Origin of the sequence: Microcystis sp. M079S1, assembly GCF_020246425.1 — a bacterium.
Taxonomy (GTDB): Bacteria; Cyanobacteriota; Cyanobacteriia; order Cyanobacteriales; family Microcystaceae; genus Microcystis; species Microcystis aeruginosa.
The window spans coordinates 1-12,979 of the sequence record NZ_JADBSZ010000171.1; the positions used below are offsets into that span (position 1 = coordinate 1).

9 protein-coding genes and 1 pseudogene are annotated in these 12,979 nt (G+C 43.4%); 3 read left to right on the forward strand and 7 right to left on the reverse strand.

The annotated features are described in order from the left end of the window. Positions 1-425: 425 nt before the first annotated feature. Together IM456_RS11115 and IM456_RS11120 are read right to left on the reverse strand one after the other, a co-directional pair. Positions 426-761, reverse strand: coding sequence for a XisI protein (locus IM456_RS11115; RefSeq protein WP_002748301.1), 336 nt, complete (start codon positions 759-761; stop codon positions 426-428). Next, the gene (locus IM456_RS11120) at positions 749-1,165 is read right to left on the reverse strand and encodes a XisH family protein (RefSeq protein ID WP_002751648.1); all 417 of its coding nucleotides are present in this window, start codon (positions 1,163-1,165) and stop codon (positions 749-751) included. Before IM456_RS11120 ends, IM456_RS11115 begins: the two co-directional genes overlap by 13 nt. A 542-nt stretch (positions 1,166-1,707) precedes the next feature. Here IM456_RS11120 and IM456_RS11125 point away from each other — a divergent pair. After that, positions 1,708-2,433 (forward strand): 2-phosphosulfolactate phosphatase family protein, encoded by a 726-nt coding sequence (locus tag IM456_RS11125; RefSeq protein ID WP_016514541.1) that lies wholly within the window; start codon positions 1,708-1,710, stop codon positions 2,431-2,433. Between the two features lie 327 nt (positions 2,434-2,760). Next, positions 2,761-4,008: a bifunctional folylpolyglutamate synthase/dihydrofolate synthase gene (locus tag IM456_RS11130; protein ID WP_287692281.1), complete on the forward strand. Its 1,248-nt coding sequence runs from the start codon at positions 2,761-2,763 to the stop codon at positions 4,006-4,008. Here IM456_RS11130 and IM456_RS11135 read toward each other — a convergent pair. From IM456_RS11135 to IM456_RS11155, 5 genes are all read right to left on the reverse strand, one after another. Then, positions 3,982-5,571, reverse strand: a complete 1,590-nt coding sequence (locus IM456_RS11135) for a DUF3352 domain-containing protein (protein ID WP_149987824.1) — start codon at positions 5,569-5,571, stop codon at positions 3,982-3,984. The genes IM456_RS11130 and IM456_RS11135 overlap by 27 nt on opposite strands. Before the next feature lie 181 nt (positions 5,572-5,752). Further along, the gene (locus IM456_RS11140) at positions 5,753-6,895 is read right to left on the reverse strand and encodes a quinone-dependent dihydroorotate dehydrogenase (protein WP_287692283.1); all 1,143 of its coding nucleotides are present in this window, start codon (positions 6,893-6,895) and stop codon (positions 5,753-5,755) included. 104 nt (positions 6,896-6,999) lie between these two features. Beyond that, complete coding sequence (locus IM456_RS11145; RefSeq protein WP_149987822.1) at positions 7,000-7,875, reverse strand: J domain-containing protein; 876 nt, start codon at positions 7,873-7,875, stop codon at positions 7,000-7,002. Positions 7,876-8,090: 215 nt separating this feature from the next. Further along, the gene (gene dnaK / locus IM456_RS11150) at positions 8,091-10,253 is read right to left on the reverse strand and encodes a molecular chaperone DnaK (protein ID WP_149987821.1); all 2,163 of its coding nucleotides are present in this window, start codon (positions 10,251-10,253) and stop codon (positions 8,091-8,093) included. 583 nt (positions 10,254-10,836) lie between these two features. Then, positions 10,837-11,784, reverse strand: a complete 948-nt coding sequence (locus tag IM456_RS11155; protein ID WP_149987820.1) for an RluA family pseudouridine synthase — start codon at positions 11,782-11,784, stop codon at positions 10,837-10,839. 153 nt (positions 11,785-11,937) lie between these two features. Between IM456_RS11155 and IM456_RS11160 the strand changes: the two are divergent. After that, a pseudogene (locus tag IM456_RS11160) lies at positions 11,938-12,842 on the forward strand (IS630 family transposase); the annotation flags it as partial. Positions 12,843-12,979 lie beyond the last annotated feature (137 nt).

The window sequence follows — 12,979 nt, forward strand, 5'->3', positions numbered from 1 at the left end:
AAGGACTTGACTTTGCCGGCGACTTGCGCTATGCTTTTCTTATAATGGGAATCTCTGCAAAAATTTTTTAGACGCAAGGATTTCCATTATGAATAAAATCTTTTAAAAATATTATCGCAAAATCTGCCGACAAAAGCAAGCGAAATTTTGCCGATAATTGTTAAGTTTTGTTGACAAAGAAATACAGAGATCAGCAAGGTAAAAAAATCGAAATCTCTTGCTGATCTTGTTTGTCGCTTAACCTATGATTAGGTTAGGCGAATTGGCTCTTCTGGTTTTTGTGTGGAAGGAAGAAGAATAGGGATAATTTGGGTGCATCTCAATTTTGTCGAAATATCTATAGGACATTTTGGGCGCACGCGGTGCGCCCCTACCATTGGCGCAATAATATTATTGTAGGGGCGAATTGCATTCGCCCTCTTTGATTAACCCACCGCAAACCCTGTATATTCTCTGACTAGGGGTTCATGAAAGGCTAAAACAATATCTTCTTTAGGAACACCTAAATTAACTAATTCATTGGCAATTCCTACCTCAGTGCCATCATGTTGTATCCAGATTTTACCCTTTTTAATATCGAGATGCAAAACACAACCATGATATCTTCGTCTATTTTTCCAGCCAACATACATCAATTGATAGTGATCGCCAACTGTATCAAAAATCAATTGTTGTTCAATCGGATCTTTAGATGAACCTATCTGAGAATATTCAGTAATGACTTGCTTGACATAGTGACGATATTGTTCTAATTTTTCCATTCGACAATTACCTCCCCAATCGGATCATAAATAATCAGGTAAATTTGAAATCGTTTAACGACAGTTTGAATAAATCGCAATTCAAAAAAACTATAATAAATATCTAAGGGAACAGCTAAATATAACTGTCTTTTAGGTTCTTTTTCTTCTAAAGCAACACGATAATTAAAGAATTGTCCAATGGCAGTATGAAATTCTGAAATGCTGGATTTACCGATAAAACTTTTAATTTCAACGGCTATCTTTTCATTGTCTTTTTCTGCGGCTATCAGTTGCTCTGCTCCTAAATCGACATACATTTCTACATCACCCACTTCAATCCTTAAAGGGTCATCTGTAATGATCCAACCCTCTTTTTCTAATCCTTTTCTCACTGCACCATGAAAACGATCTTTAGCAGACATGAATCTTGAGGTTAGCAGGCATAATAATTATTAATTATAACATTTAAGTAAGTAGGCGTTAAAACTTATCAGATGCCCCCCTTATCAAGGGGGGATTAAGGGGGGATCGACACCCCCCTTATCAAGGGGGGATTAAGGGGGGATCGACACCCCCCTTATCAAGGGGGGCAGGGGGGATCGACATCCCCCTTATCAAGGGGGGCAGGGGGGATCGAACCTAAAATCCATTTTTAATTTAATTATAACCAGCTACTTAGTCATGACGATCGATCCGGGGTGAGAACATCTCAAACCCTATTGACAATTGGCCAATTTTGTGATCCGCGTGGGTATTTCAAGTGATAAGCTAAGACGTATTTAAACCGCTTATTCTGAGATTAGCCCCCCCTTGCCTGATCTAAACAAGCAATTTGAATTAAGAACAGCTTAACTAGCTGACATCCATCGTGATAAAATCGGCCTTGTCTTTCTTCTGCCAGCGCGACGCCGAGCGGCGGTATGTTGAGCTTATTTCCCCTTTTACTTTTTACTTGGTATAACTCGTGCAGGTTTTCATTTATCATACTCCCGAACTTACCCCCGTCCATACTCTACCCGATTGCGCCGTCGTTATCGATGTTTTAAGAGCGACAACCACGATCGCCACTGCCCTCAATGCCGGTGCGGAAGCAGTGCAAACCTTTAGCGATCTGAAAACCCTGATGCAGGTGAGTGATACCTGGCAACCGGAAAAACGTCTCCGAGCAGGAGAAAGAGGTGGCGCGAAAGTAGAAGGCTGCGATCTGGGCAATTCTCCCCTCGATTGTACCCCTGATTTAATGAAAGGTCGTCGTCTGTTTATCAGTACCACTAACGGCACTCGCGCTCTGCAAAGAGTGGAAGAATCCCCAATCGTGATCACTGCGGCCATGATCAATCGGCAAGCTGCCGTTAATTACTTATTGGATAGGCAGCCCGACACCGTCTGGATTGTTGGCTCTGGTTGGGAAGGGGGTTATTCTTTGGAAGATACGGCCTGTGCTGGAGCGATCGCCGATGCGCTACAAGAACAATCGGGGCAAATGGCGATCGGGAATGATGAGGTTATCGCCTCGATCGCTCTTTATCGTCAATGGCAAAATGATCTTTTAGGAATGTTCCACAGTTGTAGTCACGGTCAGCGCCTCTTGCGTCTCCACTGTCAAGAAGATTTAAAATACTGCGCTAATATTGACTCTCTTGATGTTTTACCGATCCAAAAAGAACCGAGCATTTTAGTCAAACTTTAGACATTATCACCCAGAGAAAGGGTCATCCGTGCCGGTAGGAGTATCGATCCTAGCCGGATTCCTTTATTTAGGGTCTGCTGAATAAATCTAAAAACCTTGTTGGATAAATCTTTTAGACCTTTTTGAAATCCAAAAGTGCCTCGTCTGGGAGTGATCAGGAGGAAAATTCAGGTACTTTTTCCCTGAAAATTAGGTAATTGAGCAGATGAAAATCGGTAAAACCCCACACCCCACACCCCACCCCCCCGATGTCGGGGGGGTGGGGGGCCACACCCTACCCCCACCAATAAACTTTTTGCCGCAAACCCTATTTATAGTTTGCTAACCATGACTATCGATTCTTTACTGCAACCTTTTCAGCGTTTTGGTGTCAATCTCGGTTTAGAAAGAATAAAAAATCTGCTGGAGATTTTAGGCAATCCCCAAGATAAAATTCCGATTATTCATGTCACGGGAACTAATGGCAAAGGTTCGGTTTGTGCCTATCTATCCTCTATTCTCAGTACCGCCGGTTACAAAGTCGGACGTTATATTTCTCCCCATTTAATTGCTTGGACAGAAAGAATCTCTATTAATGGCGAAAATATTGAAACCGCAACTTTAGAAAACCTGCTTAAATATATACAATCGCTTATCGATCCCCAGCAGGAAAGTCCTACTCAATTTGAGGTAATTACTGCCGCTGCTTGGCTGTATTTTGCTCAGGAAAAGGTGGATATTGCCGTGATGGAAGTGGGTTTAGGAGGAAGATTAGATGCGACTAATGTTTGCGCTCAACCTTTAGTTACTGTCATCACTTCTATTAGTCGGGAACATTGGCAGAATTTAGGTCCCACGGTTGCCGATATTGCCGGGGAGAAAGCGGGGATATTAAAAGCGAATTGTCCCGCAGTTATCGGACAATTACCAGAATCAGCGCAGGGGGTAGTTAGGGAGAGAATCAAGCTGTTAAATTGTCCGACGGTATGGGTAGAAGCTGCCGAAAAAATTGCCGATAATCGTGCTAAATATCAAGGGTTAGAATACCCTTTATCCTTAGCAGGAGATTTTCAATTAACTAATTCCGCTATAGCGATCGCTGTTGTTAATATTTTGCGTCAGCAAGGTTGGCAAATTAGCGATGAAGTCGTGCAAGAAGGAATGGCAAAAACTCGCTGGTTAGGACGTTTACAAACCGTTAATTGGTGTCAGCGAGAAATTTTAATAGATGGCGCTCATAATCCCGCTGCCGCCATGGGTTTAAGGCAGTATGTAGATAGTTTAAAAGCTCCAAAAATTATCTGGGTAATGGGAATTTTATCGACTAAAGATCATCGGGAAATATTCCAAGCTTTATTAAGAAAAGGCGATAGTTTATATTTAGTTCCCGTCCCCGATCATAGCAGTGCCAATCCTGAAACCTTAGCGGAATTAGCGGCTTCAATTTGTCCAGAATTATCTCACCTAGAGACTTGTTCCGATGTATTTTTAGGACTAAAAAAAGCCATCCAAGAATCTGCCGATAGTCGTATAATTCTCTGTGGATCGCTTTATCTAGTCGGTTACTTTTTAGGGAGTTTGTTTCAGGGAAAATAAAACATCAATTTTACTGGTGGTTTTATCAGGCATAGTGGCAGTAATTCCGATCCCGCGTACCGATTCTAAAAAGGCCTTTGCTTCCGGGGTTAATTCCGTGGCAGGAAGATTATTAATTCCCCCTGCTTTAGCGATGATTTGCTCCACATCGATGAAAAAATAACCGAGATTATTTTTAGGCAAATTTGCGATCGATGCTTGGAAATTCTCACTTTTGCTAATCGGTTGATTCGGTTGGGGTTGATAGGGAATTCCGACGGTCATTTTTAGGGTATCATTATTAGGCCAAGCATAGGTTAAAATCGCTTGTTCTTCCGCTTTCCATTCAGTCACATCTTGGCCAGAAATTTGACTGTTTTTTATGGTGATAAAGGGAACAGTTTTCACCAATTCATTTAACTTATCGAGGGTAGTTTTGGCCGCTTTATGATCGCCGGTTTGCCAGATCATCATTCCCCCAAAACCTAACCCTCCCACTGCTTGCTGGTTGGGGATAATTCCGAAGGCAAATTCTCGATCCATCCAGTTAAAAACTTCTTTATCTGCGTCAAGGGTTGCCATCTGAAAATTCTCACGGATCTGACGCAGAAAAACTTGTAATTCTGGGTTAGTTTGGGACTGTTTTTCTGCTTCTTCCCATCCCTGTTTAAGATTATTACCACTCCAAAGTGCGATGGTATCTCCGGGTAAATAATTTAAAACTTTATTTTTGCTAGGGGAAGGTAGGTTAGAAATAGTTTCAGGAGCAAGTTTAGCCACCATTTGTAACTGTAATCCCGTATCGGTGACACCCACTCCCGCGACAATATCCTGAATTTTTGCTAATTCTTGCCGACTTTGGGGAGATAAATTGGCATCTGCTCCCAAGATTCCGGCATAATCATCGATATAAATTGTTGCTAGGGTATTGGGTAGATTGAGGGATTGGGAAAGCAGTTTTCTCACTTCCGGTTTACTGCTAAAAGATGGCTGTCCTCGGTAGGTATCGATCGCCGCTTCTAACACCTTTTTATCGTAGGATATCAACAAAAAATCCCCAGCAACAGCAGTATAAATGGTGGTGTTATCCTGCCAATCTATAGCAGTAATTTTAATATCTTTGTAGTCACTGGTGCTAGTTTTGCGATTAACTTGTTGTCCTAGTTTTTTCTCGAATTCTGACGCTTTAATTTTATCTTTGATACCGATAACCGTTAATAATCCCGATTGTCCGGGGGTAGTTGCGGGAAGGAAAGCAAAGCTGATACTACCGATCCAAGGTTCGATATCCCGTTGATAATCAATCTTATCGGTGAAGATATTTTTTTGTAATTCTTCTAGTCCTTGACTAACCGCAGTTCGCAATTCTGGTGTACCATATTTAGCTAACACTGACCAAGCTTTTGCATCCGTGGAGACAAAACTACTAGCAAAGGCAGTTTCTGGGATAACTTTTGCCGATTCTAAGGGGGTGAATCTTTGCCAAGGTAGTTGTCCTCGTAGATAAAGATAGACACCTCCTGCTGTTACTGCTGTTAGTCCTAAGACGACTAAACAACCGGGTAAAAATGATTTTTTTGACATAGAATTGTGGTTTGGTTAATAAGTTCAATACTTGGCGATCAATTTTTATCTAGCTGTAGTCTCTAGATCAGTCCTATTGTAGTTATCCTAATTATCTTATCTTATCCCCAAAGGTGACAGACAACATTTCAGCTAATTTTTCCGAAATTATTGCTAATTACCAGAGAAAATTGGCTCATCCTTAGTCAGATTTCAACCCCACCCCTTGATTAATGTTAGTCAACCCATTGACCTCTAATTTTTCTGTTAATCCTTGTAAAATATTTGATACTAGCCAAGGTCCTCGGTATAACCAACCGGTATAAATCTGTAATAAACTCGCACCGGCGGTAATTTTTTCCCAAGCATCATCGAGAGAAAAAATGCCTCCCACTCCAATTATCGGTAAATTGCCTTGGGTTTGCTGATAGATAAAACGGATAACTTCCGTGGAACGTTCCCGCAAAGGTTGCCCACTAATTCCCCCTGCTTCTTCAGTGATTGGTTTACCAGTTTCAGGCAGAATTGTGGTTTTTAATCCCGTGCGTTTAGTGGTGGTATTAGTAGCGACAATTCCAGCTAATTGATAGGAGAAAGCTAACTCAATAATTGTTCTAATATCTTCCCATTCTAAATCGGGAGAAATTTTCACTAATAGGGGTTTTCTGCCTTGATTTTCTGTTTGTAAAATGTCGAGGATTTTATCGAGTTGTTCACCACTTTGCAGGGAACGCAAACCGGGAGTATTGGGAGAACTAACATTAACGACAAAATAATCAGCATGGGGGAATAAATAGCGAAAACTGCCTAAATAGTCCTCCGGAGCCTTTTCTAGGGGCGTATTTTTCGATTTACAGAGGTTAATGCCGATGGGAATCTGTCGGGGTTGTCGTTGCCAAGATTGCTGGAGAGTTGCCGCTAGAACCGGCGCACCGAGGTTATTTGCCCCCATACGGTTTAATCCGGCCAAATCTTCCGGTAAACGAAATAATCTCGGTTTTGGGTTGCCCGGTTGCCCTTCTAGGGTGACAGCACCCACCTCGGCAAAACCAAAGCCGAAACTAGGCCAAAGTCCTGCCCCTAAACCGTCTTTATCGAATCCTGCCGCTAATCCGACGGGATTGGGGAAATTTAACCCCCAGAGGCTTTGAGATAGGCGAGAATCGCTAAAACAGAGGGATTCTGCTAATTGGGAGATTAACCATTGTCCCCAAAATTCCCCCCGCGAGCGATCGATTTTTTGCAGAGTATTTAATAATTGTTTTTGTGTTCCCTCTAAATTGCCCCGAATAGCCTTGAAAGCTAGAGGATAAAAAGGTTTAATTGTATCAATTATATTGATCATAAAAAGACAGGAATTAAGGGTTAGGTGTAGGGTGGGTTAGGCAAGAACAAGTTATGTTTTTGACAAAAAATTTCCAATTTGCCGTAACCCACCTAGCATAATCTTTATAAACCTTGACGAGGGTTAAAAGTTTCGATCGCCCGTATTTTTTGATAAAGTTCTAATTCTTCAGGGCTAGGATTGGGAGGATTAACTAATATAATTTCCACTAATTGATCGCCCCTTTCTCCTTGGGAAGTGGGATAACCTTTGTTAGCCAAACGTAATCTTTGACCGCTTCTAACCCCCTTAGGAATCATCATTTTAACTAAACCGTCAATGGTAGTAATTTCCACAAAACCGCCCACAATTGCCTCGCTAGGAGTAATCGGTACTTGACAGACAATATCAGAACCTTGAATCCTAAAAAAAGGATGCCTAGCGATAGTTATTTTTAAATATAAATCACCCCCTTCAATCCCCTGACCTTTGAGACGAATTTTCTGCCCATCGATCATAGCTGCCGGCATATCAACCTCGATTGATCGGCCATCTTCCAGACGAATTCTTTGTCTGCCACCTTGATAAGCTTTCTCCAAAGGTAAAGTCAATTTCGCCTCCACATCTCGACGAGTTAAACGGGGAGAGGAGGCAATTTTAGCGCGCTTAGTATTAAGGTTATTAAAATCTCTAAACTTCCATAAATCCTGTTCTGTACGGGGGATTTTTCCATTACCGTTACCATTCGCTTTTTCCCCCGGACGTATCCCAAGACGCTTATTACCCGTCAAGGAACGATTATACTCAACTCGTTTTTCTTCATCGGAAAGAACATCGTAAGCTTCATTAATATCTTTAAACTTTTCTTCGGCCGATTTATCCCCCGGATTAACATCAGGATGATATTGGCGAGCCAGTCGTCGAAAAGCCTTTTTTATCTCGTCACTGGTGGCCGTGCGAGATACTCCTAAAAGATCATAATAATTAACTAATTGTGGCATATATTCAGTTATCAGTTATCAGTTATCAGTTATCAGTTATCAGTTATCAGTTATCAGTTATCAGTTATCAGTTATCAGTTATCAGATTTGAGTTCTAAGTGAGCAGTATGTATTAAGCGAGCAGTACTAAATAGTAGTTTCCCACTGTTTTTTTACTGATTACTGTTTACTGATTACTGATTACTGTTTACTGATCACTGTTTACTGATCACTGATTAAAACCAATCATCATCCTCATCATCCCAGTTATTTTGGGGGGGAATATTGCGGGAACGATTGCCGCCGCTGCGGCTACTTTTACTATTGTTATAACTTTTTTCCTCCGAACGGGGGGGACTTTGCCAATCGCTATCGCGGCCATTGTCGTAATTGTCCTGATTGCGGGGGCGATAACTATCTTGATTAGCCGAATAATTGGGTCGATAATCACTTTGATAACCCGGTGTACTGGGACGATAATCCTGACGATAACGATCGCGGCGCGGTTCGGAGGGAAGATCATCTTCCTTATCCCCGGTAAAAGTCTTGCGAATAGCACTAAAAAAGCCCTCGTCTTCCTCGTCGTATTGTAGCCGTACCTCGCGATTTAATTCATAGATAACATCCTGTAGGTCCGCCTGGGCGCGATCGATGCGACGGTCATCATTTTTCTCCAAAGCGTCGATAATTTCCGTACTCAAAGACTCAATTTGACGACGATAGGAACGGGTAAACTCATTACCAAAATCGAGAGTAACATCTTTTAAGCGTCGTTGGGCTTGATCCACCAGAGAGCGGGCGCGATTGCGTTTATCGACCTTTTCGCGACGGGTACGATCTGCTTCGGCAAATCGGGCAGCATCACCGATCATGCGGTTAATTTCCCCTTCGCTGAGGGTAGAAGCGCCTTGAATGGTGACACTTTGCTCCCGTCCGGTCATTTTATCCCTAGCGGTGACTTGTAGAATACCGTTAGCATCAATATCGAGGGACACCTGCACTTGCGGAATACCCCGGGGCGCGGGGGGGATACCGGTTAATTTAAAACGTCCCAGGGATTTATTATCGCTGGCCATTTCCCTTTCCCCCTGCAAAACGTGGATTTCCACCACAGTTTGATTATTTTCGGAAGTGGAAAAAAGGTCAGCTCTGCGGACGGGAATAGTGGTATTGCGGGGGATTAACTTTTTCATCACACCGCCGATGGTTTCTAAACCCAAGGATAAAGGGGTCACATCGAGGAGCAGCACGTCTTTGACCTCGCCGCCCAAAATTCCCGCTTGAATAGCCGCCCCGACCGCTACAACCTCATCAGGGTTAACATTTTGATTGGGTTCCCTATCGATAAAACTCCGCACTAAATCCTTCACCACCGGCATCCGCGTGCCACCGCCCACCAGTACCACTTCGTCTAGTTGGACGGGGGACAAACCGGCATCAGAAAGGGCCCGTTTGAGAGGACGACGGAGACGACTGATTAAATCGCCGCATAATTCCTCAAATTGGGACCGACTCAGGCGAGTTTCGATGTGTTTGGGTCCGTCTTCCGTGGCGATGATAAAGGGTAGATTAATATCGGTGACGCTGACCCCTGACAGTTCTATTTTGGCTTTTTCTGCCGCTTCTGTGAGTCTTTGTAGGGCTTGCCGGTCTTGGCGCAGCTCCACGCCTTCCTGTTCCAAAAATTGATTGGCTAACCAATCGACGATTCTTTTATCGAAATCATTTCCGCCTAATTGGGTGTCGCCACTGGTGGCTTTCACCTCAAAAACGCCGTCACCCACTTCCAAGATAGAAACATCAAAAGTACCGCCTCCCAGGTCAAAAACGAGGATTTTCTTGCTTTCTTGTTCATCGAGACCGTAGGCCAGGGCGGCGGCGGTGGGTTCGTTGAGAATCCGCAGCACTTCTAACCCGGCAATTCGGCCCGCATCCCGGGTGGCTTGACGTTGGGAGTCATTAAAATAGGCGGGGACGGTGATTACGGCCCCGGTAACTTCTTCCCCTAGATAACGGCTGGCTTCTTCGGCCAATCGCCGTAAAACTAGGGCGGAAATTTCTTCGGGGGCGAATTCTTTTTGCAGACGGGGGCATTTAATTTTGATATTGCCCATCTCATCCCGGCGGATGGTGTAGGGGACGCGCTTCGATTCGGGGTTTAATTCCGAGTAGCGACGACCTATGTAGCGTTTGATTGCATAGTAGGTGTTTTGGGGATTGAGTACCCCTTGTCGCCGGGCCATTTGACCGACCACTAACTCCCCATCTTTATTAAAACCGACCACAGAAGGGGTGGTTCTCATGCCCTCGGAGTTGGCGATGACCACCGGCTTTCCGCCTTCCATCACGGCGACGACGGAGTTAGTTGTCCCTAGATCAATGCCTACTACTCTACCCATGCTTGTTTTTGTCTCCCCCTAGATTTCGATAACTTCGGGACTTTTACCTTCGATCGATAGTTTAAATCGCTTAATGCTTGTTGACAATATTGTATCGAATTGTCTTAGTTTCTCGCTCTCGCTTCGGGGCGATTGAGGGTGTGATTACCGAAGTGGTCTTTTAGTGATCGCTGGCGATCGGGCTTGGGGGGTTTTAAATAGGGTCTGCGGCAAAAAGTTTTTCGTGGGGTCAGGGTGTGGGGTGTGGGGTGTAGGGTGTAGGGTTTTACCCATTTTCAGACGGTCAATTACCTAATTTTCAGGGAAAAAGTCCCTGAATTTTCGCCCCGACCACTCTCGGCTGGCACTTTTTGAGGTCAAAAAAGTCTAAAAGTCTTATCCAACAAGGTTTTTAGATTTATTCAGCCAACCCTAAATATTGCTAGATTTGGAGATTTGCGCTATTAAACCTCTTGCAAAAGTCAAAAAGTAAGCTAAACGGCGCTTAACCTGCATGATCCAACAGCTATAACCCTTTTGGAGTCTATATCGGTGATCCGAAGTAAAAGCCGTTTAGCTTAATCAATCCTGATGCTGAAAGCATCTATTTTTCTTTCTGTTGCCTGTTGCCTTTTGCCTGTTGCCTGACTTCTGCAAGAAGTCTATCCACTAATTCTGGTGGCGGCTGACAGGAAATAGGGATTGTTTTGCCTGTACTGGGATGATTAAAAACGATTTGATTGGCATGGAGATAATAACCACAATCCCCCGGGACTGCATCCGGTCGCGGCAATCCCCCCACACTATACAATGGATCACCGATTAAAGGATAGCCAAAAAAGGCCAGATGAATGCGAATTTGATGGGGTCTGCCCGTAAAAATTTGTACTTCTAATAGGGTACTATCGGGATGTTTTTTTAAGACTCGACCATCGCTGCGGGCCGATAAACCATCTGTGAGCGCACCGTAAACATGGCCTAAAATAGGATGAGCGATTTTCCCGATCGCTTGATTAATAGTAAAATTATCTGGTATGTCGCCCTGACCCACTAAAGCTCGATATATTTTAGTAATTTTCCCCTCTCGCATCTGTTGACTCAATTTGGCTCTAGCGGGCTTTGATTTAGCCATTAAGACTATGCCCGAAGTGCCGCGACCAAGACGATGAATCGGATAGGGAGTGACATCGGCATAATGCTGATGTACCAAATGGATAAGAGTATGTTCGAGAAATCCACCCCCCGCTAACACCGGTAATCCCGAAGGTTTCGCCACCACTAACACCTCGGCATCCTCGTAGAGTACCTCAAAAAAGAGCGGCACATCCGGTTCTGTCCAAGGTGGGCGCTGATAGGTCAATTGCTGCCCGATTTCCAAGACTGTATCGGGGCAAGCGGGACGACCGTTGACTAGAATTGCTGCCGATAAAATGCGATCGAGCCATTCTTCTGGGCTAGAATGGCAATATTTGCCCGTATAGTAAGCTAATAAGCTTAATCCTGCCTGATTTTTGCTAACTTTATCTCGATAAATCCAGCCTTGATTGGGCATTGGGGAAGTGGGGAAGTGGGGAAGTGGGGGAATTTCCACTAACACCCTAACACCCCAACACCCCAACACCCTATCACCCTATCACCCTATTGGTCTGTCAAAGCAATAATGACAGATAATAGGAGAGTTAAATTTAGACTAACTCTTCCAGTTATGCCAGCTAAAAAATATATTGTCTCCCTAACGGAGAATGAACGTACCTATTTGCAAGAATTGACCCAAAAAGGGAAAGCGGCTGCCCGAAAAATTAATCATGCTCGTATCTTGCTCAAAGCAGATATTAGTCAAGAGAATGGGGGCTGGAATGATCATCAGATCAGTGAAGCCTTGGATGTCAGTAGAAGGACAATAGAAAGAGTCAGACAAAGATTTGTTGAAGAAGGATTAGAACAAGCCATAAATCCTCGCCCCCAAAACTCGTCAAAACTGAAAAAGATAGATGGAGAAACAGAAGCCCATTTAATAGCTCTGGCTTGCTCAGAAACGCCAACAGGTTATCATCGTTGGACGTTACGATTATTAGCAGAACAAATGGTAGTGTTAGAGTATGTAGAAAGCATTTCTCATGAAAGCATTAGACAAGTGTTAAAAAAAACGAAATTAAACCTTGGTTACAAGAATGTTGGGTAATTCCCCCTAATGAAGATGCTGAGTTTGTGTGTCAGAGGTCAGAAGTTTTAGGGCTATATATCCTGCCCTACGACCCAGCCTATCCCTTGGTTTGTTTTGATGAAAGCTGCAAACAACTCATTTCAGAAACTCGACCACCTTTACCTCCTGAACCAGGACAACCTGAACGCTTTGATTATCAATATGAACGAGAAGGAGTTAGTAATATATTTATGTTTTTTGAACCTTTAAAAGCTTGGAGGCACGTTGAGGTCACTGACCAACGGACGAGTATTGATTATGCCCAACAAATGAAATACTTGGTAGATGAACGTTATCCAGATGCTGAAAAAATCCGAGTCGTTCAAGACAACTTAAATACCCATGTTAAAGCTTCATTATACAAAGCATTTCCTCCCCCTGAAGCTCGTCGTATCTTAGATAAATTAGGCTCTTCGGGACTTGGTATGGTTCGATATGGGGGCATAAATCGACTGAATCCTTATCTGGCAAGAGATTTAATTGATTAGTTCGCTCTAGAGCAAAAACAATTGACAAAAATCGCTAAATGCCTTTCTATATAAGG

Bases quoted from the DNA above. Each gene is read 5' to 3' on its own strand.
- IM456_RS11115 (WP_002748301.1), bottom strand. From the start codon at position 761: ATGGAAAAATTAGAACAATATCGTCACTATGTCAAGCAAGTCATTACT.
- IM456_RS11120 (WP_002751648.1), bottom strand. From the start codon at position 1,165: ATGTCTGCTAAAGATCGTTTTCATGGTGCAGTGAGAAAAGGATTAGAA.
- IM456_RS11130 (WP_287692281.1), top strand. From the start codon at position 2,761: ATGACTATCGATTCTTTACTGCAACCTTTTCAGCGTTTTGGTGTCAAT.
- IM456_RS11135 (WP_149987824.1), bottom strand. From the start codon at position 5,571: ATGTCAAAAAAATCATTTTTACCCGGTTGTTTAGTCGTCTTAGGACTA.
- IM456_RS11140 (WP_287692283.1), bottom strand. From the start codon at position 6,895: ATGATCAATATAATTGATACAATTAAACCTTTTTATCCTCTAGCTTTC.
- IM456_RS11145 (WP_149987822.1), bottom strand. From the start codon at position 7,875: ATGCCACAATTAGTTAATTATTATGATCTTTTAGGAGTATCTCGCACG.
- dnaK (WP_149987821.1), bottom strand. From the start codon at position 10,253: ATGGGTAGAGTAGTAGGCATTGATCTAGGGACAACTAACTCCGTCGTC.
- IM456_RS11155 (WP_149987820.1), bottom strand. From the start codon at position 11,784: ATGCCCAATCAAGGCTGGATTTATCGAGATAAAGTTAGCAAAAATCAG.